Here is a 23284-nt window from a genome sequence, read left to right as displayed (position 1 = left end):
GTCAGTCTTCCCTTGTCTCGATGAACCACGGGGCCGGGTCCACGGGCTCCTTGCCCTGTCTCAACTCTATATAAAGCGTTTCCGCGCGCGCTGCGCCACCGCCTTCTTGGTCTTGGGCAAGATTTGCCGCTGCACCGGTCGACCTGTCGCCCATGAACCCGACCGGGGCACCGGCCTCCAGCACATCCCCGGTTTCGCCGAAGACGGTGCCGAGCCCGGCAAGGATCAGAAGATACCCGGAAGCGGGCTCCACGATCATCACATTTCCGTAGTCGAGAAGCGGCCCCCGGTAGCGGATCGTCGCCGGCCAGGGCAGGGTCACGAGCGCGCCGGGATCGGTCGCGATGACCAGCCCCGGGCGGATGATGCCCGCTGCGTCGGCTTCACCCGGGCGGCGCAGGACCCAGCCCTGCACCGGCAGCGGCAGGGTGCCCATCGCACCCGCAAAATCCTCCATCGGCGCGCCGATATCGGTCTCCATCTGCGACAGACTGGCGGCGAAGACATCAAGGCTTTCGGCGCTGGCGACCAGAAGCGTCAGTTCTTCGGGGTCTTCCAGAAAACGCTGCGGCAGGTCGGTGCGGTCCTGTATGGCCTTCGACAGGGCGGCGCGCGCCTCTTGCGCCGCCGTCAGACCTTCCTTCAGGACCGACGCCGTCCTGGCCTCTAGCGCGCGCAGGTGCTGCAGCTCTTCCAGCCGGGTGCCGAGCGCCTCTGCCTCGGCCTCAAGCGCGGGGGTGACGGACGACAGGACCATCGCCGCGCGCGCGGTTGCCACCGGGCCGTCGGGATGCACGAGCAGGAGCGGTTCCTTCGCCCGCTCAATCTCGGCCAGCGCGGCCAGAAGCCCGCCGATGCGGGTCCGGTTCGCCGCCATGTCGGCCAGAATCTCCTCTTCGCGGGCCCGGGTCCGGCGGTCAGCGTCGCGAAGGCCTGCGAGCCCTGTCTCATAGGCGCGGATCGTGCGGGTCAGTGCGGCAACGCGGTCGCGCCCGCCCCCGGCCGTATCGAGCGTGGCGATGGCATCGCGAAGGGCTGCCGCCGCCTGCCCGGCATCAGCAATGGCGGGGTCCTCGGCCGCCCATGCCGGGGCAAGGCCAAGACACAGCGCGACGAGGGCGGGGCGCAGTATCATGCCCGTCCGATCAGGGTCCCGCCGGTCATCTCGGGCGGCAGTGGCAGACCCATGAGGTCAAGCAGCGTCGGCGCAAGGTCGGCGAGGCGGCCGTTGCGAAGCGTGGCGTCAGTGGGACCGCCGACCAGCGCGACGGGAACCGGATTTGTGGTATGCGCGGTATGGGGACCGCCGGTTTCGGGGTCGATCATCATCTCGCAATTGCCGTGATCGGCGGTGACGATCATCGCGCCCCCGGCCTTGCCGAGCGCTTCGACGACGCGGCCAAGGCCCCGGTCGACCTCTTCGACGGCCCGGATTGCTGCCTGCAGATCGCCGGTATGACCGACCATGTCGGGATTGGCATAGTTCACGACGATAAGGTCATAACCTTTGCCGATGGCCTCGACGAACTTGTCGCTGACCTCCGGCGCCGACATTTCCGGCTGCAGGTCATAGGTCGCGACCTTCGGCGAGGGGGCCATGAAGCGGTCCTCGCCCTCTTCCGGCACTTCCCTGCCGCCGTTCAGGAAGAAGGTGACATGGGGGTATTTCTCAGTCTCGGCGAGGCGGAACTGTTTCAGACCGTGGCTCGCGACCCAGGCGCCGAGCGTGTTGACGACAGGGCGTTTCGGGTAGGCGGCAGCCATGAAGGCGTCGTGGGTTTTCGAATAGTCGACCATGCCGAGAAGGGCCGCCCAATGTGGGCGGTCGCCCCTATCGAAGCCGGTAAAGTCGTCCTCACCCACAGCCAACAGGATCTCGCGCGCCCGGTCGGCGCGGAAGTTGAGGCAGAAAAACCCGTCACCGTCCTTCGCGCCCCGATAGTCGCCGATGACATTGGGTTGGATGAACTCGTCTGTCTCGCCACGCCCGTAGGCGGCTGCGACCGCGTCCGTGGCCGAACCGGCAGTCAGTCCCTTGCCCCGAACCATCGCCGCATAGGCGCGTTCGACCCTTTCCCAGCGGTTGTCGCGGTCCATCGCGAAATAGCGCCCGGTCAGGGTCGCGACCCGTGCACCCTTGGGCAGACGCCCTTGCAGATCGGCGGCGAACCCATCCGCCGATTTCGGCGCCACGTCGCGGCCATCGGTGACGGCATGGAGCGCCACGGGCACACCAGCGCCCGCGATCATCTCGCAGGCCGCGATAACATGGTCGATATGGCCATGCACGCCGCCGTCCGAAATCACGCCCATCAGATGCGCTGTTCCGCCATCGGCCTTGAGGCTTTGGATGAAGGCAGAGATGGTCGCGTTCGAAAAGAACGACCGGTCCTCGATCGCGAGGTCGATCTGGCCGAGATCCATGGCGACGACCCGGCCGGCGCCGATATTGGTGTGGCCGACTTCGGAATTGCCCATCTGGCCCGAGGGCAGGCCGACATCGGGCCCGTGGGTCACGAGCTGCGCGTGGGGGCAGGTTGACATGATCCGGTCAAAGGCGGGCGTGTCGGCCAGAGCGACGGCATTTCCGGCGGTCTCGGCACGCAAACCCCAGCCGTCGAGGATACAGAGGACGACGGGTTTCTTTGCGGTCATGGCACGGCCCCAGTTCGGTTCAGCGCGGTTCTACGCTGATGGCCCGAAAGGAGCAACCGGCTCCCGCCGCGGCGGCATTGCCTTGCCGGGTGAGATGAGCGACGATGCGCGGCCATAGCTGCCCCGAGGATCACATGGATATCACGGCCCTTGCCATCTTTGCCGGCGCGCTCATCGTTGCGGCCGGCTCCCCCGGCCCGAGCATCGCGGCGCTTGTCGCCCGGGTGATCGCGCGCGGGCCGCGCGATGTCCTGCCCTTCCTCGCGGCGATGTGGCTGGGCGAGGCGGTCTGGCTGTCGCTCGCGGTCTGGGGTCTGGCCTCGCTTGCGCTGACCTTCCACGCGGCCTTCATCGTGCTGAAATGGGTGGGCGTGGGATATCTGCTCTTCCTCGCGTGGAAGATGTGGCATGCCCCGGTCGCCTTGGCCGCCGATGCGCTTCCGCCACGCGGGTCAGGCGCCAAGATGTTCGCTGCAGGCCTAGCGGTGACGCTCGGCAATCCGAAGATCATGGTGTTCTACCTTGCCCTGCTGCCGGCCATCGTCGATCTGAAGGCGGTGTCGGTGATCGGCTGGGCGGAACTGACCGCGACGATGTTCGCCGTCCTGATCGCGGTCGACCTCGCTTGGGTGCTGCTGGCGGCACGCGCGCGACTCCTTCTGAAAAGCCCGCCTGCGGTTCGGCTTGCCAACCGCGTCAGTGCGAGCGTCATGGCAGGTGCGGCGACGGCGATTGCGACGCGATAATTCAGACCCGGCGATACTCTGCCCCGGCAAGGATCGACGTGGCGCGGTAGAGCTGTTCTGAAAGCATTACCCAAAGCATATGCGGCAAGTCGTTGGAAGCGTTCATAGCCGTTGGATCATGCAACACGCCCTGCCTTGACCCAGCTAATCGCATCCTCCAGCCGGTCATCGCCCCAGAAAAGTTCGCCATCGACGACGAAACTCGGCGCACCGAAAACGCCGCGTGCGCGCGCATCGTCAGTGGCGGCAAGGTAAGCGGCACCGATCTCATCCGACTGCGCGAGCGCGACGACCCGTTCCATATCCTGTCCGATGGACGCCAGCGACGCCGCTAGATTGGGTTCGCTGCCAGCCGCTTCGCCTTCGTTGAACCAACGGTCGTAGGTTGCGCATATATAATCGCGGCACCAACCCTCCTGCCGCGCCAGGACTGCGATTCGGTTGGCGAGGTCGAATTCTTTCAGCGGATACGGCGCGGGCAGACGTGGCGCGAGGCCGTATTTCCCGGCCCGTCTCTCGATGTCGCGCCACATATAGCGCGCCTTGACCGGTTTGTTTGCGAAGGGAATGTTGTCCATTTCGATCATGATCGCCCGAACGCTGAAGGGGCGCCAATCGAAAGACAGCCCCGTCCTTCTCTCGATTTCAGGCAGGCGCGACACGGTAAGGAAGCTGTAGGTGCTCCCGATGGAAACCCAGAACTCGGCGGTTTTCATGGCTCATGATCTCCCTTGGCCGGTGCGCGTGCGGGCCAATCTGACGCTCTGCAATATTCCGGGCCTTGTATCACACTCGATGATAGGGTGCCCCGGCAAGGATCGATGCGGCCCTGTAGAGCTGTTCTGAAAGCATCACGCGCACCAGCATATGCGGCCAGACCATCGGACCGAAGGATATCGCCTGCTCTGCCTCGGCGCGCAGTCCCGGCGCGATCCCGTCTGCCCCGCCGATGACAAAGGCCACATCCTGACGACCCGCATCGCGCCAGCGGGCGAGCATCGCGGCGAAGTCGGGTGAGGAAAGCATCTTCCCGCGCTCGTCCATCGCGACGAGAAGCGCACCCGAAGGGGCCGCGCGCATCAGGAGCGGCGCCTCGGCCTCCATCCCGCCGCCCTTCTTGTCCTCGACCTCATGAACGGAAACCGGGCCGAGGCCAAGGGCCCGGCCCGTCCGGTCAAACCGTGTCAGGTAATCGTCGATCAGCGCGCGCTCGGGCCCGGCCCTGAGCCGGCCCACCGCACAGATATGGACCCGCATCAGACCTTGCGGGCTTCGGCCCCGCTGGCGGGCATCCACATCTTTTCAAGCTGGTAGAACTCGCGCACTTCGGGGCGGAAGACGTGGACGACAACGTCGGTCGCGTCGATCAGAACCCAGTCGCCCTGCTCCTTGCCTTCGATCTTGCAGGTCCGTCCGTATTCCTGCTTCAGCCGGTCCACCAGCTTTTCAGCGATGGCGCCAACCTGACGCGAGGAGCGGCCCGAACAGATGACCATGTGATCGGCAACGGAAGAGCGGCCGCGAAGGTCAATGACCACCACGTCCTCGGCCTTGTCGTCGTCGAGAGAAGAAAGAATCCGAGCGAGCAATTCGTCGCTCTGGACCTCAACGGGCGTCGCCGTCATCGGCACCGGCCCTGCGGCATTGGAACGCGCCGCCTTTGCAGTCTGAAACAGGACATTGTCCTCCTGGGTTGCGCGCCGATCCCGGGCCCCGGCGCAGGGCATGGATCTAAAGTAACACCGCAATTGTAAAATCTCAATGTGGCGGGTTTCAGGCGGCGGTCAGTCCTTGCCAGCCCCGGTTGCCGGCGATGGCATCGTGCCGCCCAGCACCTTGACTTCGCGCTGCGGGAACGGGATCGAGATGCCGTGTTCCTGAAACGCGTCCCAGAGCGCAAGGTAGACATTGCCACGGATATTGGTCAGCCCGTCGGTCGGATCGGTGATCCAGAAGCGCAGGATATAGTCGACCGAACTGTCACCGAACCCAGTGATGTGGCAGACCGGCGGCTTGAAACTCAGAACCCGCTGCACGCTCTGCGCCGCTTCGATGGCGATCTTGCGGACCTTGTGCGGATCGTCGGAATAGGCGGTGCCGAAGAAGATGTCGAGCCGAACGAACTGGTTGGAATGCGACCAGTTCACCACCTGCCCGGTGATCAGGTCTTCGTTCGGGATCAGGTATTCCTTGCCGTCCCGCGTGACGACGCTGACATAGCGCGCGCCGAGCGACTCGATCCAGCCGAACGTATCGCCGAGCGAGATCACATCGCCGGGTTTCACCGACTTATCGAGAAGGATAATGACGCCCGAGACAAGGTTGGAGACCACCTTCTGCAGGCCGAAGCCAAGGCCGACACCGATGGCACCCGAGAGGACTGCAAGGCCGGTCAGATCGAAACCAACCGCTTTCAGGCCGATGAAGAAGGCCGCCGAATACAGCGCGACCTGAAGGAACTTCACCGTCAGGACCCGCATCGAGGGGCTGATATCTTCGTTCCTGCTGATCCGCTTTGCGGCGGTGCCGGCGATCAGCCGCGCCCCGAAGAACAGAAGCCCGGTAACGAGCACCGCCTTGAGTATCGCCAGCAGTGTCAGGCGGAAGTCACCGAACTCGATCGCCAACCCATCAAGAAAGCGCGTCGCCTCGTCCAGAAGGCCGACATAGTAGAGCGTGGCATAGACCGTCAGGCCCCAGATCACGATGCGTCTCAGGAACCTGTTCTTAACCACCTGCGCGGCGATGCGGATGAAGAACCAGGCGGTTGCGATCGTAGCCGCGAGCGTCACCAGATACCGGCGCGACGGGAAGTTGTAGACATAGGCAAATCCGCTGGAGGCGAGCCAAGCGAGGATCGCGAAGAAGGCAAGCTGCGTGCGGTTGCGCAGAGCGATCAGCCAACGCAACTGCCATTTCGGCCGCCCCTCCAGCCCCCGGATCCAGTCGTCGAATTTCGGCCCGAAGCGGCGGGCCAGAAGCCATGCAAGAAGGAAACACACCAGTATGGCGGCCAGTTGGCCAAGCTGGTTCGGCAGCGACATCAGCCGCAGGTTCAGCTTGACCGCGGTCCAGAGCTCGTCGAGCCCGGTGACGATCGTGTCAAGTTCGCCGTCCATACACCCTCCCGCCGTTTCAACCTATGTGACAGCAAGGCGGGCAGGGTGGCAAGGCCGGAGCCTGAACGGCGGCAAGGGCCGCTCCGTCGTCGTGAATATCGCTATTGCGGGAAATTGGCCGGAGCGAGAGGATTCGAACCTCCGCCCCCCTGGTCCCGAAGCAAGGCCTGCCTGCTTTGCAGTCCTTACTTGTGCTTGAAATTTCTGTATTATCAATAGAAATCAGTTGTTTGCCTTACTGATAGTGCCATGCGTGATTTGGCAGCGCTTTACGGTACCGGCGATTTATCTGCTTACTGAAGGGCCAAATGATATGCCTACACCGACCCACCTGCACCGGCCCATGAAACTCACGAAGGGTGCCATTGACCGCCTAAAACCGGCCTGAAGGACCAGTGCGTCTGGGACGCGCAGGACAAGGGGTTCTCCGTCAGCATCACCTCCCGTATGGGCCTTTGCGCGCTCTTGCACCAGTCCTTCATCATGCCGTCGCGCGCCGCATTGCAGCTTCCCTGAACCAGTCATTTGCCGCGTCCGGACCATTACGGCCCAGGTGACCACAATTAAACGGGCGAATAAGAGGCTTTGGCGTCCGCTGAATGTACGACTGCTCCACTTGCACGGCTCACGTCGTTCTTTTGTCGGCTGATGATTTCACATCAAGGGCCGTTGCTGCGGGCGTTCAAGGTCGATCATCGCGAGGTCCGCCAACGCGCTGATTTTCTTAAGTTTCAAGCTGCCGTCGTTCCAATGTGCGAGCCCCATGGATCGAAGCGCCTTGAGAGTTTTATTCGTGTGAACAAGAGATAAGCCCAGTGCATCCGCGAGGTCCTGCTGTCGGAACGGCAACGGAACATCCCCATCCCTTCCCAATCCTGCAGCCCTTAGCCGTTCAAAGATGCGCACAAGCGCCCAGGCGATCCGCTGGGTTGCGTCCCGCTGGCCAAGCGAGGCGATGGTTTCGCCCAGGAAGTGCTCTTCCACCGCGGCAATCCACGTCAGGTCATAGGCCCGTTCAGGATGCTGGCGAAAGAGTTGCCAGAGGTCGTTCCGGCGAAAGGCGCAGAGCGTCATATGAGTCGTTGCCTCGACCGAATGTTGCATTTCCCCCATGATGCCGGCCTGAAGGCCGGTGAAATCCCCTGGGAAAAGGAAATTGATCACCTGCCTCTTGCCGTTCTCCAGTGTTTTGTACCGGGTGCCCATTCCTTCAAGCACGGTGTAAAGCTGCGGGCTGTTGGATCCTTCCATCAGGATCGTCGTGCCGGGATCGACGTTAAGCTCCCCTGTCTTGAACGAATGCATGAAGGCCAATTCTTCGTCGGTAAACGGGGTAAACAGGTTGCGTTTGCGCAATGGGCAGTTCTTGCAGGCGGTGCCGGGCATGAAGAAAACCTCTGGTGATATGTCACAGTTAAATGCGGCAGCCGGGAAATGGTTCCATCTTTGCCCCTTCGGGGGGTGCCGATGCAAAACCAAAACTCCGGTCGCACCGATGTCTATGTGATCGCGGTGCGCGATTTTGTCGTTCTGAAGGACCTTGAAGATACGGTGCGGGATTTCGATCCGTCAGCGCTCGTCCTAACCGCGACATGCTGTGATGCGGCCATCGTGAAGATACGGGCCCAGGACCGTCTCGCCGCCGTGTTCCTGGAGGCTGGGCCTGGCTATGTCGCGGCGGAGCGGATGGATCACCTAGTACAGTCTCGGGGAGGGCGCCTGGTATTGTTCGGGGATGATGCGGAAGATGAATGGGACGACGAGCGATCCGCACGGCGATGGCCGACATTGCAACGGCCATTCTCATCGCAAAGCGTACTTTCGCTGATCATTGCCGGCCGCGGCTAGGGAACTCTGCTGGCGATGGGACGTTCTGTCCAGGATGCGGATGCGTGATTGGCATCTGACGATTTCATGAAACCGCGCGCCCGATGGGCGCCCAGACGAAAGGAAGTCCTATGACTGACGCGCTGAATGTTGTGCCTGCCCCTGAAGCCGTCAAAACCGGTGTGCAGAAAGTCAAACCGGTCGCCAAGGCGCTGGCCGAAAAACTTGCCGACACCTACCGGCTGGTCTTCAAGACCCATGCCTATCACTGGAATGTCGAGGGGCCGCTATTCTATCCGATCCACAAGCCTACTGAGGCGCAATACGAAAACATGTTTGCTGCCGCAGACGAGATTGCCGAACGCATACGCGCGTTGGGGCAGCTCGCACCGGCGCGTCTGAGCGACGTGATCGAAGCCTCAGTCGTTAAGGATGCTGACCGGATGCCATCGGCGCTGGCGATGATTGAGGACCTTGCGGCCGATCACGAAAAGGTCGCGAAGCGGATGCACAGCGTTATCAAACTCGCCGACGAGCATGAAGATCCGGTCACGGCCGATCTGATCACAGCGCGGTCGGCCTTCCATGAACAAGCCGCCTGGATGCTGCGGGCGACTTCGAAATAGGCAAGAAGCAAAAAGCGGCCGGGCAATCCCGGTCGCTTGTATTATGCCCCGTCTCTCACGCCGCGAGCGTTTCCGTGGAAGAAAAGAACATAGCCTGGCTGACGGCCGAACGTACCTGCTCTTCCGAAAAAGGCTTGGTGATCAGGAATGCCGGTTCAGGACGGGCACCGGTCAGCAGCCGTTCCGGGAAGGCCGTAATGAAGATCACCGGGATATCGTCGAACTGCGCGAGGATGTCATTGACCGCGTCGATGCCCGACGAGTTGTCTGCAAGCTGGATATCGGCAAGGATGAGATCCGGCCGGTTCGACGACGCAAGTTTCACCGCTTCGGTACGGGTCCGCGCAATCCCGGTGACAGAATGACCGACATCCTGCACGATCGATACGATGTCCATGGCGATGATGGCTTCATCCTCGATCACCATGACCTTGCCGGCAATGGCGCTTTCCATTTCGCGGCGCGCGATATCAATCAGCTCGGCGGCCTCATCAGAACTGATGTCCATGATCTGGCCGATTTCACCGGTAGTGAAACCTTCGATAGCGTGCAACAGCAATGCCTCGCGCGTATTCTCGGTCAGTCCCGCCATATGGTCCTGCGCGCGGGCCGATAAACGCGTATCTGCCTCGCCCACCGGTGCCCCTGCGCTTGACCAGACAAGATGGAAGGCACGGAAGAGGCCGATCTTGGCATTCTGCCTGCCCTTTGCGGGAGTGTCGTCAAGCAGGATTGCCTCCAGAGTGGCAGCAGCAAACCGATCGCCGCTTTCCTGACTTCCCGTAAGCGCCCGCGCATAGCGCCGCAGAAAGGGCACGTTCGCCGCAACCGATGTGGCAAAGTCAGAGGTTTCGTTCGACGACATTTTTTTCTCCCATCGCGATTTTCTTGGGAACCAACGCCGTTCATGTGCGTTAGGTTCCATACGATCGTGAAAAATTCTGGCCAGACGAGTGCAGGCACATGAAGCAAAGCAATCAAACGTCAAAGCTGCAAGCGCAGATCGATGAGAACCTGAAACGCGTCTACCAGGAGGCGCTCGAAGAGAGCATTCCGGATCGCTTCAAGGATCTCTTGGATCAGTTGCGGCAGAAGGAAGCCAAGAAATGAGTTCGGCTCCCGACCCCAGGGACGAGCTTCCCGAACATCTCCCGGCACTGCGTGCCTTCGCGATCAGCCTTTGCGGAGACGTGTCCACCGCGGATGATCTCGTCCAGGATACCATCGTGAAGGCATGGACCAATATTGAGAAGTTCGCAGTTGGGACGAACATGCGGGCGTGGCTTTTCACCATACTTCGCAACACGTTCTTTTCGATCCGGCGCAAGCGTAAGCGCGAGGTGGCGGATTCTGACGGCGTTCACGCCGGCCGTCTTTGCGAGAAACCGGCGCATGATGGTCGGCTTGCCTTCAACGATTTCCGCCGTGCGTTCGATCAGCTGTCTGCCGAGCATCGCGAGGTTCTCATCCTCGCAGGGGCTTCTGGTTTTTCCTATGAAGATGTTGCCGAGATGACTGGCGTGGCGGTCGGCACGGTAAAAAGCCGCGTGAACCGGGCACGGGCGCGTCTTTGCGATCTTCTCGGTCTGGCCGATGGGGAAGACCCAATATCGGGCGCAGATGCTGCGACCATCGCGGTAGTTGGCGCGTCCGGAGTCCGGGCGGCATGACTGACACCGTTGCGACCAGTCGGATAACGCAACGACTAGGATTCCAAATCGCATTTCTTCTGGCTGTGGTCCTGCTGCCGCTGACGGCAATATCGGTAGTGCGGTCATCTGCGTTGGTCGCAGAAGCGCAGGCCCGATCCGAGGCAGCGCTCGTGGGTGAAACCATGCATGCGGCTGCACGGGAACTGCAGTTCATTCAGGAGGCCCGCGGAACTGTTGCCGCGCTTGCAGGCGCAATTCCCACTTTTGTTGACGACGTCGAGGCATGTTCCGCAATCATGCGCGAGATCGCGACGGAATCAGCACGCTATTCGCTGGTGGCGTTCATACCATCCGACGGCATCATGCGGTGTTCATCCAGTGGCAAGACGCATGACTTCTCTGACAGCGCCCTTTGGCAGCAGATCGATGAATCACCTGGACCGACGATCGTGGTTAATCGTCGGGGACCCGTGTCAGGCACGTCCATTCTGGGAATTGCGCATCCTGTGTTCGGCGAGGACGGTGAACGCCTGGGAACCGCGAGTGTTTCGGTTCCCCACGAGGCACTGAATGTACCGGAAACTGCGGACAGCCTTTCGGAACGCCCGCTTGAAATCGTGACCTTCGATGCGGAGGGCGAGGTTTTGACCGCGTCGGGTTGGGTAAGTGGTTACGACGAAGCGTTGCCCGTGGACCGATCACTTAAGGCATTGGCTGGTGAAAAACCCGTCGCCTTCACCGATAAATCCGTGGGCGGCATGGAGCGGGTCTTTTCGGTCGTGCCTCTCGTTCCGGGGGAACTCTACGCCTTGGGAACGTGGCCGTACGACGGAATCAGCAGCGTCGGCAATTCATTGTCGTCAGCGCCTTTCCTTCTTCCCGTTCTCATGTGGCTTGCAAGTCTGATCGTGGCATGGCTGGCCGTCGAACGCCTTGTCATTCGTCACATCCGCAAGCTCCGACATTCTCTCATTTCCTTTGCGGGCGGCAACCGGATCGTTGGTGATGTCAACGTGTCGGGTGCCGCCATCGAGATACGCGAAATCGGCGAAGCCTACGAAAGCATGACCGAAACGATCCTGCATGATGAGGCCGAGCTTGAGGACATGGTGCACCAGAAAGAGGTCCTGCTGCGTGAAGTGCACCACCGCGTGAAAAACAATCTTCAACTCATCGCGTCCATCATGAACATGCAGATGCGCAGAACTAGGTCGGACGAGGCGAAGCGGACTCTGAAAGGCCTGCAGGACCGGGTCATGAGTCTTGCGACAATCCACCGGGAACTCTACCAGACCGCCGGACTCTCGGACATTCACTCCGACGAGCTTCTGTCGACCATCGTCCGCCAGATCACCAACATGACCGACCGGCCAGACCGCAAGTTTGCTGTTGACGCTGAATTTGCCGACATACGCATGACACCGGATCAGGCTGTGCCGCTCGCGCTTCTGGTCGCGGAGTCGGTGACCAACGCGATCAAATACGCCGCCGGATCCGATGGCAAGCCCGCTCAGCTCTCGGTAAGCCTCACCCGCCTTTCCGACACGCGGGCCGTTGTCCGGGTGCGCAACTCCGTCGACGACAATGAAGCCACGTCGCCCGAAGAAGAACTGGATGCCGGAGGGGGCATGGCCCGTACGGGCCTCGGAACGCAGCTCGTTTCAGCTTTTGCCATGCAGCTCGGCGGTTCTGCTAACCGGGTTCACGCAGGCGGGTTCCACGATCTGACGGTCGAATTCGATATCCGCCCGCTGGCCGATGCAGAACAACGTCACGCGCCAGCCGACACTGCGTCCATGGAACCGGCAAGCTGAACGAAGCGTTGTCTTGGTGTGGACCCCACCAGTACGACTTGCAATGCTAAAAAGCTTTAAATACCAAGCGGCCCCGAGTTTCGATGTGCTGCTGACCGCCGATCAGGCCTACCCCGTGCTGGAACGGGAGTTTCTGAATGCACGGTCGGAGATCTGGGCGGGCTTTCGTGTATTCGATCTGGCTACCCTGATCAGATCGTCCGCCGGAAAGCGTGTCGCTGAAACCTGGTTCGACCTCATAATTCACACGTTGTCGCGCGGGGTAACCATCAACATCGTCATTTCGGATTTCGATCCCGTCGCTCGGCCTTCGCTGCATCGTGGCACCTGGCGGTCTGTGCGACGCCTGATTGCGGCTGCCGAACTGGCAGGCGCAAGCGACCGTCTGCGGGTGACGGCCGCCATGCATCCGGCGCGGACGGGACTTCTGCCCCGCATTCTTTTCTGGCCAGTTATCTTGCACCGCCAGTTCAAGGCTGCGCGCTGGCTGAACCGGCGGTCGCTGCCCGAGCGTCTGGCCGCTATCCGGGAGATGCCCGGTCTGGCAAAGCATCTCATCGCTTTAACCGACGGCCGGGTCCGCCCCAAGCTCTGGCCGATCCCGACTCTCCACCCAGCGACCCATCACCAGAAGATGGCCGTATTCGACCGCAAGAGGCTTTATCTGGGCGGCCTCGATCTTGACGAACGACGCTTCGATACCACTGCTCATGACCGCAATGCCGACGAAACCTGGCACGACGCGCAACTGAATCTGTCCGGACCTGCCGTCTCCGAGGCTCAGTCCCATCTCGAGTCCTTTCTCGATGTCACAGCGGGCCGGAGGCAACCCGAGCGTCAACGGCGGTTCCTGAGAACCATGTCGAGGCCCCGCAAGAACAACCTGATACATTTCGGGCCAGAGCCGGTCGTCGAGGAGATCGCGGTAGCGCATGAGCACTATGGCAAACGTGCACGTCGGCTCATTTATCTGGAAACTCAGTACTTCCGAGATCTCCACTTTGCCCGCTACCTGGCGCGGCGCACTTCCGAGAACCCCGGGCTGTCATTGATTCTGGTCCTTCCCGGCGCGCCGGAGGAAATTGCCTTCGAGCGCCGGATCGGCCTTGATGCGAGGTTCGGAGAGTTTCTGCAGGCACGGGCGCTGCGTATACTGGTCAAGGCCTTCGGGAAACGGTTGTTTGTCGCGGGAATGGCGCAGCCAAGACGCAAGAACGGCGGTAACGAAAACGGCCGTGCGCTGCTTCACGGTGCACCGATCGTCTATATCCACTCCAAGGTCTCTATCTTTGACGAATCCGCCGCGATTATATCGTCGGCCAACCTCAACGGCCGCAGCCTGCGCTGGGATACCGAGGCAGGTTTGTTACTGACCGATCGCAGCCACGTACAGCTATTGCGTAGCAAGGTGATGGGTCACTGGCTGCCAGAGAATGCACATCACGGCTATTTCGATCCCAGCCGTGCGGTTTCGACATGGCGCGCCTTGGCCCTTGCGAATGCGCGCAAAAACCCTGAACAAAGAGAAGGCTTTGTACTTCCCTACGATATAAAGGCAGCGGAGCGGGACGCCACCGAAGTTCCGGTTGTTCCGGCGGAAATGGTCTGACTTAAGCCGTTTCGTCTGGGGTCATGACCGGCACCGCGCTCTCGGAAATCGCGTCGTTTAGCACCAGAACCCACAGCAGCAGCGGGATCGCGACGATGCCGCCGATCGGTCCCCAGAGCCAGAGGCCGAAGATCAGCGACAGAAATACCAGAAGCGGGTTGACGGCCATGTGCCGCCCCACAAGCGCCGGCGTCACGAATTGACCCTCGATCGTGTTAAGCAAAAGGAAGGATGCCGCAGGGGCGAGCGACATCGCCCCATCGAACTGGGCAACCCCTACGAAAATCAGGGTGACGACGAAGACCGCCGGCCCGAGATAGACGACAAAGTTGACGATGAAGGCGACGACGCCCCAGATCATGGCGTCTTGTACGCCGATTGCCTGCAGAACGCCCGCAGTGATCGCCCCGAGCCCGGCATTGATAAGCGTGATCGTCGAGAAGTAGCGCGACACGTTGCGATCGGCGCGGCGCAGCCGATGGGCCAGTTCCGCCCGCCCGCCGCGTCCCGACAGGCGCAGCGACACCCAGTCGTAGATCTCGCTTCGTGTGAGCAGAAAGAAAAAGAGCGCGCCGGAGAAGATAAGGACCTGCGAGAGGATGGCTGGCGCGATCATCAGCGCGTCCGTGACCGTCGGAAATGCCAAGCCGTCTTCGGTGGCCGGTGCGGCCGGCGCGGCATTCGCCTCCGGCGCAACGGCGGCGGCGACACTGTCCGTGACCTCGGAAAGTCCGCGAAGCAGCCCCCTGAACCCCGCCACGACCTCTTTCATATCCGCCCATACCTTTGGCGCCTGCGAGACCAGTTGGGCGATGATCGGGTGAAAGGCCAGGACAAACGCACCAATCAGCGCCAGGGTTGCGGCAAGACCGATCAGGGCGCCCCAGACCGCGGAATAACCGCGCTGCTCCCAAAACTCGGCCAGCGGGGACAGTACAACGCCTGTGACCAGCGCAAGTGTAAGCGGTGCGAGTATGCCCTCGCCGAAATCCATGGCAGCGATCATTGCAATCGCCCCGAGGAAGATCATTGATAATTGAGAAAGTCGCGCGGTTCTGTCCAAGAAAAGTCGCCCCCGATATGTCAGGGATTAAACGCCCCTCGCTGCCATTCGGTTCCCTCAGCGAAAATCCGCACGCCGACAGGAGCCAGCCATGCATCCGTGGAACTTCGGCCCGGCAAAAACGTTGATCTGGCACACTCCCGTGTAGATCAAATCGAAGGAGGTTCTCATGAATTGGGACCAGATCGAAGGCAACTGGAAGCAGCTCAAAGGCAAGGCCCAGGCCAAATGGGGCGACATCACCGACGACGAATGGCACAGTGCCGAAGGACGCCGGGAACAGCTCGTCGGTCTTGTGCAGGAAAAGTACGGCCATGCCAAGGAAACAGCCGAACGTGAGGTCGACGAGTGGATGCGCGGCATCTGACACCCGGCATAGCGTAAATCCGGAAAGTGAGAACGCCGCCCCTGTGGCGGCGTTTTTCTATCTCGATCACCCTTAAGAAAACAGTCGCCATCAAAATGCGAAACCGGCGGTTGCGCTCCACAACCGCCGGTCCGCCCTGAGGCTTGCCGGATAGGGGACGACCCGGCAAGCGGGCAGCCAATTGATTTGAGGTCGACCTAGCTTTTAGAGGGCGTCCTGCCTGCTTCGGCGATCGCACGATCACGCAGGTTGTCACCTATCTCAGACGCCGCTGCCGGCGCACTACGCACCGCATCCTCGGCCGAGGTTTTCAACTCCTCCGCCACACCTTCGGCGACCCGTGTCATGCGACCTCGCTCCTCCTTCAGTAAGGCCGCCGCGCGTTCCATCAAACGATCGCGATCTTCGCCGAAGGCGCGATCTTCGATTCGCGTACGTGGCAGCGCGGCAGCGAATGCGGCGCCAAGCGCCATCGCCACTGCGCCCGCGATCATCGGATGCTCGTTGATCAGCCGCTCAGCTTCGCGGCCGCCTTTCCGTGCCGTCTGCGCTGCACGAAGATGTGCGCTGTAGGCGGCTTCGCGAGCCTCAATCACTCGTTCACGAGCGGCCTCCGACAGGGTGTCCAAACCCTGGCGCAGGTTGGCGCGCAAGTCATCGGTGAACGAAGCAATAATCTTCGCGCGATCGGCTGCGAAATCGCTGGCATTGCCGCTGTAGGACCGCGCATCGCTTTCGAGGCGGCGAAGCGCCTGCGACGCGGTGGTGCGCAGGGCATCGAGCTTGTCGAACCATTCGGTGTCACCGTCAGATGCATGACCGGCCGCGGCACCATGGGCAGGCATCGGGCTGCCGCCCTCGTCCTCCCAGCGGTTCATGACGGCTGCCGACGGTTCCGGCGATTCTTTCCGGCCTCCGAAGATAAGCCAGGCCAGACCGATCCCCGTCACCGTCAACGCGAGCGGGTTCGACCGCACGGCCCTGTCAATAGAACTGGTATAGGCAACGGCGTTCGTCTTGATGAGGCCGAGTGCCTCTTTGGCGAGATGGTCGACAGAAACACGGTCTTGCAACTCTTCCAATGTCTCGGAGAGACGGGCGCGATTACGCTCAAGTTCCGTTTCGATTGTTCGGCTGTCAGAGTGATGTGTCATGATTGAGTGCCTCCTTGAAGGTTTGCGCATCGCGACGGATGTTCGTGACCGTGCGGCGCGGCATGAGATTGGTGGATGAAAACGCATGGCGGCCGATGATCATCAGAAGACCGGCGATAACGAATAGGCCCGCAGCGACGATCAGGGCGGCCCAGCCGGGCGCGATGCCTTGTTCCGCCAATGCGACAACAGCTGCTCCGGCCAAAACATTCAGGCCGACGAAAAACACTGCTGCGGCAACCAGAAGAAGGATTGCACCCGAGGCGATCCTTCGGACCTTTTCTTCAGCCTCCGCCCGCGCCAAAGCGAGTTCGCCGCGCAGAAGCTGCGTGATCCCGTGGAAGGCGTCGGAAAGAAGGCTGGGTGTAGATCTGACCTTGGCGTCCATAACGGCTACCGTGTTTCGGTTTCAGGAGCGCCGTATTGCCCACCGGAGTTCTGAGCCCCTGATACCACCGGAACCGCGGGTTCGCCTGACGTCGAAACAGGCACCGGTACGGGGTATTCGGTCGCCGGATTGTTGTACTGGCGGCCGCTGGCCCGCGCGAACCTTGCGAGCGCAAAACCCGCGATAGCTGCACCCGCGACGAAGGCCCCCGGATGTGTACGCGCAAAGCGTTCCGTCTCATCGATGATCGAGGATACGCTTCGGCTGCGCAGATCTTCCGATAGCTCTGCGACACTGCCGGCAACGACGTTGAGGACGCGCCGCTCGATTTCATAGTCGGCATTGTCAGCGCGATGAAGGAGCGCGTCGTTAAGCCTCATGCCTTGGTTTGAAAGCTGGGCTTTGCCGTGTTCGGCGCGCTCGACCGCCTCGGCACGCAGAGTCTTCGCGGCGGACGATGCCGTTTTGGTCGCCTCGTCCTTTGCAGCCTTCAGCGCATCGGCACCGGCCGCGCGGGTGGTTCGCGCTGCGTCCTTGACGGTCTGTTTCAATGTTTCGCGTGTCATGAGTCGCCTCTTTCCGAAGATGTGACAGGTGAATGGCCTGCGCCGAACCCTCCGAAGGGTCCCGGCGCTGATCCCGCTTTGTGGGAAAACGTGCGGGCCGTGCCGCAGGGTTTCAGTCGTGGTTAAACGTGCCGAGCGGACGACCGCGGGCCGGCGATCAACCAGATCAGGAAGCCGATGAGCGGCAGGAAAAACACAAGCAGCACCCAGAGCGCCTTACGTCCATTAGCCGCGGTTGAACCGAGGATGGAGACGAGCGCCCAAACATCGAGCGCCAGGATGATGAGGCCACCAAAGCCCGAGAGAGAAAGCATGTTCATTTCCATGGCGAGTTCCTTTCGCGTTGTCATGGGAACAACCCGCCAACCGCATTCTGGTTCCCATTCCGCATGACAGGGAACCCGGCACGGCGCTCATGCGTTCTGTCCGCATACTCACCCATTGAGTGAAACAAAGGAGTTACAGACATGCTCGGTTGGGCCCTTACCTTCCTCGTCATCGCCTTGATCGCGGCCGCCCTTGGTTTTGGTGGCATTGCCGGCGCTTCGGCCGGGATCGCCAAGATCCTCTTCGTTGTCTTCCTCATCCTCTTCGTCGTCGCAATGATTGCCCGCGCCGCCAAGGGTAAACCGCCGGTTTAAGACCAGCGCAGCGACAACGTAACGCCGCATCCTCACAGCGGTACATAACCGGAGCAGGGTATCCTGCTCCGGTTTTTTGCCGTCCTATGCCTTTCGATTGGCAGGGGCGCGCGGCAACTCATAGACAAAGCCGTTAGGTGCAAACGACAGTCATGGCTTCGTTGCGCCCAACCAACCCCATTCGGCTGCGTCCAGACGCTCGCGTTTGCCGTCTGGTTGTATGGACGCCATACCGTAACGATAACAGCCTGCCGAGCGGGAAAAGCACCCGGACAAAGACCGTCTTTGCGGCCGCCCTGGCAACATCCCGTCGCTACGCATGGAAGTGGCGCGCGCTCCGTCAGAATGGCGACGGCCCGCCACTATGGGCGGGCCGCCGTTACTCAACGGTTCGGCATCAGCTGCCGAATACTACTCGTTACGTATCGAAGCTTCGATCATTTGTCGTAGGTCGGTAGCGCCTCAAGCTCTTCCTTGGTCATCGGAATGTAGACGCGCAGGTCATCGCCAGCCTTTTCGCGGAGGATGTCGATGTCGGCCATTGCGAGTTCCACCGGCTTCTCGCCGATGCCGAGGAACCCGCCCACGTCGACGATGCCGTGCGTGATCTTGCCGTTTTCGTTGATGATCAGTCGCGACACTTCGCCGATCCACTCGTCATTGGCGTCGTAGGCCGTCGCACCGGTCAGCATTTCCGTGGTCAGGTCCTCTTCGGCTGCCGCATCGTAGCCGTCACGCATAATCGGTTCGCGGGTGACGGCGTCGGCAGCTTCGCTTGCGACCTCGGCCGTGGCCTCGGCGGCGCTGTCAACGGCTTCGGCTGTAGCCTCGGCGGCGTTATCAACTGCCTCGGCCGTCGCGGCCGCTGCACTTTCAACGGCATTCTCGGTATTCTCCATCGCGGCATGGCCCCAGTGGTACTCGGGCGCTTCCTCGAAAGCGGCGCGGCCGGCATTCATGACGAGAAAGTAATCCGCTTCATCATCTGCGGTCGAACTGTCGGAAGCGAAGCGAAGCGCGTCCATGTCAACGGCGACCTTGCGTTCACCGATCCCAAGGAATCCACCGATATCGACAAGCACGGCGTCGACCGAACCGCCGCGCGAAAAGATCACGTCGTTGATCTCGCCGATATCCTCCCAACCGTCCTGAAGGCCGTCGAACGCGTCACCCTCGACAGCGGCTTCGCTTGCATAGACGCGCTTGCCGATAAAGTCGGAGGCGACAATTTCCATCGGGTCGGCTTCGGTGCGAAACGTCGCATCCTGAGCCACTGCGGACGACGTCGCAAGTGCCGCGAAAGCGGCAGAAATCATAAGCTTTTTCACGGGGATACTCTCCAATTTCTGTGTAGTTAACCAGCGCCTCAGCGCTTGAAGTGCCAACGTCCAAGGCAGGATGTGGTTCCGAAAAAAGTCACTCCAGAACCGCGTCCGGCAGGAACGTGCGCACCGCGGCAATGTCCGCAGGCATGTGCCCTGCACGTTCCATCTGTCGGAGAAGAAGGTCGGCATGTTCCTCGACGGCCCTTCGGGCATTGGCCGAAGCGACAGCATGGAGCCGCCGCAGGCCGCGCGCCAACCCTTCGGCCATCAGCACGTTGTCCGCAGATGCCCGGCGCAAGGGATTGTAAGCCGTATCCAGAAGTGAGGGAAAGGACGCCCCCGGAAGGATCACACGCGCCCGCCCCTCCGGGTCGCGAAGCACCTCCGGCCGTGGCTCGGAACCGGCGATTTCGGCCAAAGCGCCGGAAAGCATGTCGGATACCGCAAGCGCCGTGAGAGTGTCGTTCACGCCTGGCGACAGGGCCCGGAGCGCAATCTCGACCATAAGATTGATCGAGAAATGCACGGTTCCGGTATCTGACCGCGCCGGCTCTTGGCGCACCGTCTTACACAACGCGGTATGCACACTCTCGCGAAGGGGACGGTTCACACTCAGAACAACCGTATCCGGAAGCAGATAGTCGCCCTCGCCCTGCTCCACTCGCAATACGAGGTTTTCGGTGATGGCGGAGGCGAGCAGTGCGGATCGGTCAAGCCGTGCCAGATAGCCGGTATCTTTTACAGTCACCGCAGGCAAGAATGCGTTGTCGTCCGGCAGATCATCATCGTCGCCGCTGTTTTGTTTGAGGCGTGCCAACCCGTCTCTGAGCCGCACCGCAATCTTCGCCAGTTCGTCATCGATCGACACGGACTGCGCGACCGTGCGGACAAACCAGATCAACTGCACAACCGAGGCGGCGGCCAGAAGTCCCGCGATGAAGGTCGCGATCCGGGCGGGCTCGTTACCCGTTGTTCCCAGGACGACCAGCGCGTAAAGAAATGTCCCGCCAAGAAGGCCGGCTGTAATCTGGTTCGCGCGTTCTGTGGTGAAACGTTTCAGCAGCCGGGGACCGATGCTTGACGCGGCCAGCGTAAAGACGACGAGCGTCAGGGAATAGGTCAGCGACAAAGCGGTCATCGCCGCCGTCGCCACCGATGACAGGATGGCCCGCGCCACATCTGGCGACAGCGCGATCAGCCAATCCGGCGCATTGAAACGGTGTTCGATTGCAACAATCCCGGCACCGCTCAGGCCAATCGCGATGGCAATGGTTGCTGGCACTGTCAGAAGCGCCGTGAAAGGTGTGCGCCAGGTCATGGCAGATATTGGCCCCCTTTTCGGTATCAACTCCGCGCGTCTTTTTTGGTTCCCGAAATCCATTGCGCGACGGAACCGGAATGATCGATGCGCGTTGTCCTTCATTGCGGTCTGGCTGGGGGGACACCATGACGAGCCGACGGGCCGAGGCGGAAAACGAAGTCCAATCGGAGGCAATTGGCAGGAACCTTGCGGCGATCCGGCGCTATGTCGCCTTAATCGGTTTTGTCAGCGCCGGCATGGCACTTTACTTTGCAAAACAGATGGTCCTGCCGTTCATCCTTGCCATCCTCCTGGCACTCACGTTGAGCCCGGTGACCCGCGCATTGGCCAAGTATCGCATCCCGCCCGTTGCAACAGCGCTTGTTCTTATCACGGCCGTTTCCATCGCGGTTGCCAGCGGCGCGCTGATACTGAGCGGGCCGGTTTCTGAGTGGGTCGAGGATGCGCCAAGGATCCGGTCCGAACTCGAAACCCGCCTCAGCTCAATCACGGAATCAATCCGCTCGGTCAAGGATGCATCCGAACAGGTTGAAGAGATTGCGAAAACGGCAACCGATCCGGATGTCGTCAAAGTTGCCATCGAACAGCCCGGCATCGTGACGACGACCGTACTGGACATTGCATCTTTTGCGACAACTTCTCTTGTCGCTCTGGTCCTCGCGTTGTTCCTCCTGGCCTCGGGCGACATGTTCTATGTGAAGCTTGTCGAGGCGTTTCCACGCTTTGGCGACAAGAAGCGCGCGCTGAAGATTGCCTACGGGATCGAGCAGAGCATCTCTAAATATCTGCTGTCCATAACACTCATCAACGCCGGGCTCGGGATCATCGTCGGTACCGGGCTATGGTTGATCGGGATGCCGCAGGCGCCGGTCTGGGGCGCGCTCGCCTTCCTTCTGAACTTTCTGCCCTATATCGGTGCGGCGGCCGGTGTTTCGCTTTGTGGCGCGGTCGCGCTCGCCAGCTTCGACACGCTCGGCCACGCCCTTCTTGCGCCGGCGTTCTATCTGCTGGCGACCTCGCTCGAAGGGCAGTTTGTGACGCCGGTCATCCTCGGCCGAAGACTTGAGCTCAATGCGGTGTCGGTATTTTCGACGGTGGTTTTCTGGGCATGGATCTGGGGTTTCGCAGGTGCTTTGACGGCTGTTCCATTCCTCGTCTGCCTAAAGGTGATCTGCGATCACGTCCCCGCATTGTCCGTACTCGGCAGTTTCCTGAGCTCATCCGATATCCGTGGCCGTTACGACCCGTTGCGCAGCGAAGGGACGTAGCGTCACACCGGAACCACCTGTGATCCGGTGACGTTTATCACCCGACGGCTCACTGACGCCGCCGAGAAACAGTTAGGAGCAATACCATGTTCAACAAGACGACCCGAGGCATCCTCACGGCCCTTATCCTCTCCGCCACCGCCATGCCGGTCGCGGCCGAAACCATCGTGCGCGAAGTCGAAGTCACAGCCGACATGGATGCACTGCAAAACGCCGAGGCTGCAGAGCGCTGGACCCATCTGGCCGACGACCTCGAAAACGAAATTGTTGCCAATCTCGTTGGCATGACCGGCGAGGAAGGTGCAAAGGTCCTGATCGATATCGATGAGGTCGAACTCGCAAACAGCTTCCAGTCCGCGATGGGCGTTGCAGATTCCCGTCTTGTCGGAGACGTCGCTGTGACTCATGACAGCGACAACACGAAATTCGACGCTTACAAGCTCACTGTTACCTTCGAACAGGCCGGCCCGTTCTTCCTGCCGGGAACTGACCTGACCGCGATCACGACCGACAGCCAGGAATACTACGACGGCATGATCGCTGCCTTCGCCGACTACGTCGTACAGAAGTTGAAGTAAACTGGTCGTCTGACACCGTATCGACGCAAAGCCCGGGCGATCCTGTCCGGGCTTTGCTGTCGAGCGAGGTTTGAAATACTTCTTGACCGCATCGAGGACGAGTTTCGCGATTGGCAAAGTGGCGAAGTCTAGAGGTGAACTAAAAAAGGTTCGGCCAAGGCATTCCCTTACCCAGTGCAGTAGCCTGCCTCGCAACCCTGAGTGCCATCGGAAAACGCGCGCGCCTTTTTTTGAAAAAAGTCTATCTGGCAGTCATGCGCGCTGACCTGTCGTGGGGTCACAGTGGTTCCTCAGTAGGTTACATCATGCCTTGAATTTCCGATTAGCCAGCGCCGCCGAGTGCGATCGCAGCCGCAGCAAACGACCGATTTCCACGCCATGGATGAGATTCACATCGACCGATGAGTCCGGCGTTTGAATATCGGCTTTACCTTCAACACGGAACACCTTCGCATCCACGGCGTTGTTCCGCTTTGCCGCCGTCTCACCGATCCTACCGGCAGAAATACATACGAGCATCGCATTGGAGGGGAAAACTCAACTAGGGGTGTCGGCCACTTGGCCG

At 61.0% G+C, this 23284-nt stretch carries 27 protein-coding genes and 1 pseudogene; 11 read left to right on the top strand and 17 right to left on the bottom strand.

The window, feature by feature from the left end; genetic code table 11:
- Position 1 precedes the first annotated feature (1 nt).
- Positions 2-1135, bottom strand: coding sequence for a murein hydrolase activator EnvC family protein (locus OEZ71_RS10255; protein WP_263739848.1), 1134 nt, complete (start codon positions 1133-1135; stop codon positions 2-4).
- Positions 1132-2655: a 2,3-bisphosphoglycerate-independent phosphoglycerate mutase gene (gene gpmI, locus OEZ71_RS10250; RefSeq protein WP_263739847.1), complete on the bottom strand. Its 1524-nt coding sequence runs from the start codon at positions 2653-2655 to the stop codon at positions 1132-1134. The genes OEZ71_RS10255 and gpmI overlap by 4 nt, the downstream gene beginning before the upstream one ends.
- A gap of 134 nt (positions 2656-2789) precedes the next feature.
- Here gpmI and OEZ71_RS10245 point away from each other — a divergent pair, with 134 nt between their 5' ends.
- Positions 2790-3401: a LysE family translocator gene (locus tag OEZ71_RS10245; protein ID WP_263739846.1), complete on the top strand. Its 612-nt coding sequence runs from the start codon at positions 2790-2792 to the stop codon at positions 3399-3401.
- A gap of 1 nt (position 3402) precedes the next feature.
- Here the strand turns inward: OEZ71_RS10245 and OEZ71_RS10240 are convergent.
- The 6 genes and pseudogenes from OEZ71_RS10240 to OEZ71_RS10215 form a co-directional block, all read right to left on the bottom strand.
- Positions 3403-3486 (bottom strand): annotated as a pseudogene (locus tag OEZ71_RS10240) (23S rRNA (pseudouridine(1915)-N(3))-methyltransferase RlmH); the annotation flags it as partial.
- A gap of 31 nt (positions 3487-3517) precedes the next feature.
- On the bottom strand, positions 3518-4117 hold the full coding sequence (locus OEZ71_RS10235; protein WP_263739845.1) for a 2-hydroxychromene-2-carboxylate isomerase: 600 nt from the start codon (positions 4115-4117) through the stop codon (positions 3518-3520).
- Positions 4118-4187: 70 nt separating this feature from the next.
- Complete coding sequence (rlmH, locus tag OEZ71_RS10230) at positions 4188-4658, bottom strand: 23S rRNA (pseudouridine(1915)-N(3))-methyltransferase RlmH (RefSeq protein WP_263739844.1); 471 nt, start codon at positions 4656-4658, stop codon at positions 4188-4190.
- Positions 4658-5128: a ribosome silencing factor gene (rsfS, locus tag OEZ71_RS10225; RefSeq protein ID WP_412175618.1), complete on the bottom strand. Its 471-nt coding sequence runs from the start codon at positions 5126-5128 to the stop codon at positions 4658-4660. The genes rlmH and rsfS overlap by 1 nt, the downstream gene beginning before the upstream one ends.
- 57 nt (positions 5129-5185) lie before the next feature.
- Positions 5186-6445 (bottom strand): mechanosensitive ion channel family protein, encoded by a 1260-nt coding sequence (locus OEZ71_RS10220; protein ID WP_263740000.1) that lies wholly within the window; start codon positions 6443-6445, stop codon positions 5186-5188.
- A 729-nt stretch (positions 6446-7174) separates the two neighbouring features.
- Positions 7175-7906: a Crp/Fnr family transcriptional regulator gene (locus OEZ71_RS10215; protein ID WP_263739843.1), complete on the bottom strand. Its 732-nt coding sequence runs from the start codon at positions 7904-7906 to the stop codon at positions 7175-7177.
- An 81-nt stretch (positions 7907-7987) separates the two neighbouring features.
- Between OEZ71_RS10215 and OEZ71_RS10210 the strand changes: the two genes are divergently transcribed.
- Positions 7988-8368: a hypothetical protein gene (locus OEZ71_RS10210; protein ID WP_263739842.1), complete on the top strand. Its 381-nt coding sequence runs from the start codon at positions 7988-7990 to the stop codon at positions 8366-8368.
- 110 nt (positions 8369-8478) lie between these two features.
- Positions 8479-8973: a Dps family protein gene (locus OEZ71_RS10205; protein ID WP_263739841.1), complete on the top strand. Its 495-nt coding sequence runs from the start codon at positions 8479-8481 to the stop codon at positions 8971-8973.
- Between the two features lie 55 nt (positions 8974-9028).
- Here the strand turns inward: OEZ71_RS10205 and OEZ71_RS10200 are convergent, their stop codons facing one another.
- On the bottom strand, positions 9029-9838 hold the full coding sequence (locus OEZ71_RS10200) for a response regulator (protein ID WP_263739840.1): 810 nt from the start codon (positions 9836-9838) through the stop codon (positions 9029-9031).
- 98 nt (positions 9839-9936) lie between these two features.
- Between OEZ71_RS10200 and OEZ71_RS10195 the strand changes: the two genes are divergently transcribed.
- Genes OEZ71_RS10195 through OEZ71_RS10180 form a run of 4 tightly spaced genes read left to right on the top strand, consistent with a single transcriptional unit; the run spans position 9937 to position 14048 of the window.
- A complete protein-coding gene (locus OEZ71_RS10195) occupies positions 9937-10083 on the top strand; it encodes a NepR family anti-sigma factor (protein WP_263739839.1) in 147 nt (48 codons plus the stop codon).
- Positions 10080-10643 (top strand): RNA polymerase sigma factor, encoded by a 564-nt coding sequence (locus OEZ71_RS10190; protein WP_263739838.1) that lies wholly within the window; start codon positions 10080-10082, stop codon positions 10641-10643. The genes OEZ71_RS10195 and OEZ71_RS10190 overlap by 4 nt, the downstream gene beginning before the upstream one ends.
- Positions 10640-12439 (top strand): sensor histidine kinase, encoded by a 1800-nt coding sequence (locus OEZ71_RS10185; protein ID WP_263739837.1) that lies wholly within the window; start codon positions 10640-10642, stop codon positions 12437-12439. The genes OEZ71_RS10190 and OEZ71_RS10185 overlap by 4 nt, the downstream gene beginning before the upstream one ends.
- Positions 12384-14048 (top strand): phospholipase D-like domain-containing protein, encoded by a 1665-nt coding sequence (locus tag OEZ71_RS10180; protein ID WP_263739836.1) that lies wholly within the window; start codon positions 12384-12386, stop codon positions 14046-14048. Before OEZ71_RS10185 ends, OEZ71_RS10180 begins: the two co-directional genes overlap by 56 nt.
- A 1-nt stretch (position 14049) precedes the next feature.
- Here the strand turns inward: OEZ71_RS10180 and OEZ71_RS10175 are convergent, their stop codons facing one another.
- On the bottom strand, positions 14050-15078 hold the full coding sequence (locus OEZ71_RS10175; RefSeq protein WP_263739835.1) for an AI-2E family transporter: 1029 nt from the start codon (positions 15076-15078) through the stop codon (positions 14050-14052).
- 202 nt (positions 15079-15280) lie between these two features.
- Here OEZ71_RS10175 and OEZ71_RS10170 point away from each other — a divergent pair, with 202 nt between their 5' ends.
- Positions 15281-15478, top strand: a complete 198-nt coding sequence (locus OEZ71_RS10170) for a CsbD family protein (protein WP_263739834.1) — start codon at positions 15281-15283, stop codon at positions 15476-15478.
- Between the two features lie 197 nt (positions 15479-15675).
- Here OEZ71_RS10170 and OEZ71_RS10165 read toward each other — a convergent pair whose 3' ends face one another.
- The 4 genes from OEZ71_RS10165 to OEZ71_RS10150 form a co-directional block, all read right to left on the bottom strand.
- Positions 15676-16662: a DUF3618 domain-containing protein gene (locus OEZ71_RS10165; RefSeq protein ID WP_263739833.1), complete on the bottom strand. Its 987-nt coding sequence runs from the start codon at positions 16660-16662 to the stop codon at positions 15676-15678.
- On the bottom strand, positions 16616-17020 hold the full coding sequence (locus OEZ71_RS10160) for a phage holin family protein (RefSeq protein ID WP_263739832.1): 405 nt from the start codon (positions 17018-17020) through the stop codon (positions 16616-16618). Before OEZ71_RS10160 ends, OEZ71_RS10165 begins: the two co-directional genes overlap by 47 nt.
- 5 nt (positions 17021-17025) lie before the next feature.
- Positions 17026-17586 carry a hypothetical protein gene (locus OEZ71_RS10155; RefSeq protein WP_263739831.1) on the bottom strand — a complete coding sequence of 187 codons (561 nt, stop codon included), beginning with the start codon at positions 17584-17586 and terminating at the stop codon, positions 17026-17028.
- 122 nt (positions 17587-17708) lie between these two features.
- Positions 17709-17912, bottom strand: coding sequence for a PLD nuclease N-terminal domain-containing protein (locus OEZ71_RS10150; RefSeq protein ID WP_263739830.1), 204 nt, complete (start codon positions 17910-17912; stop codon positions 17709-17711).
- Between the two features lie 141 nt (positions 17913-18053).
- Here OEZ71_RS10150 and OEZ71_RS10145 point away from each other — a divergent pair, with 141 nt between their 5' ends.
- Complete coding sequence (locus OEZ71_RS10145) at positions 18054-18227, top strand: DUF1328 domain-containing protein (protein ID WP_263739829.1); 174 nt, start codon at positions 18054-18056, stop codon at positions 18225-18227.
- A 437-nt stretch (positions 18228-18664) separates the two neighbouring features.
- On the opposite strand, the gene OEZ71_RS10140 is transcribed toward OEZ71_RS10145, so the two are convergent.
- On the bottom strand, positions 18665-19555 hold the full coding sequence (locus OEZ71_RS10140; protein ID WP_263739828.1) for a PRC-barrel domain-containing protein: 891 nt from the start codon (positions 19553-19555) through the stop codon (positions 18665-18667).
- Between the two features lie 88 nt (positions 19556-19643).
- Positions 19644-20870 carry a DUF2254 domain-containing protein gene (locus OEZ71_RS10135; RefSeq protein ID WP_263739827.1) on the bottom strand — a complete coding sequence of 409 codons (1227 nt, stop codon included), beginning with the start codon at positions 20868-20870 and terminating at the stop codon, positions 19644-19646.
- A gap of 128 nt (positions 20871-20998) precedes the next feature.
- Between OEZ71_RS10135 and OEZ71_RS10130 the strand changes: the two genes are divergently transcribed.
- Together OEZ71_RS10130 and OEZ71_RS10125 are read left to right on the top strand one after the other, a co-directional pair.
- Positions 20999-22141 carry an AI-2E family transporter gene (locus OEZ71_RS10130; protein WP_263739826.1) on the top strand — a complete coding sequence of 381 codons (1143 nt, stop codon included), beginning with the start codon at positions 20999-21001 and terminating at the stop codon, positions 22139-22141.
- 86 nt (positions 22142-22227) lie between these two features.
- On the top strand, positions 22228-22719 hold the full coding sequence (locus OEZ71_RS10125) for a hypothetical protein (RefSeq protein ID WP_263739825.1): 492 nt from the start codon (positions 22228-22230) through the stop codon (positions 22717-22719).
- Between the two features lie 303 nt (positions 22720-23022).
- On the opposite strand, the gene OEZ71_RS10120 is transcribed toward OEZ71_RS10125, so the two are convergent.
- Complete coding sequence (locus tag OEZ71_RS10120) at positions 23023-23178, bottom strand: hypothetical protein (protein WP_263739824.1); 156 nt, start codon at positions 23176-23178, stop codon at positions 23023-23025.
- Positions 23179-23284 lie beyond the last annotated feature (106 nt).

The organism is Albidovulum litorale (assembly GCF_025751495.1).
In the GTDB taxonomy this organism is placed as follows: domain Bacteria; phylum Pseudomonadota; class Alphaproteobacteria; order Rhodobacterales; family Rhodobacteraceae; genus Albidovulum; species Albidovulum litorale.
Note: the sequence above shows the minus strand (reverse complement) of the source record. Positions and strands in the feature narration are given on the sequence as shown.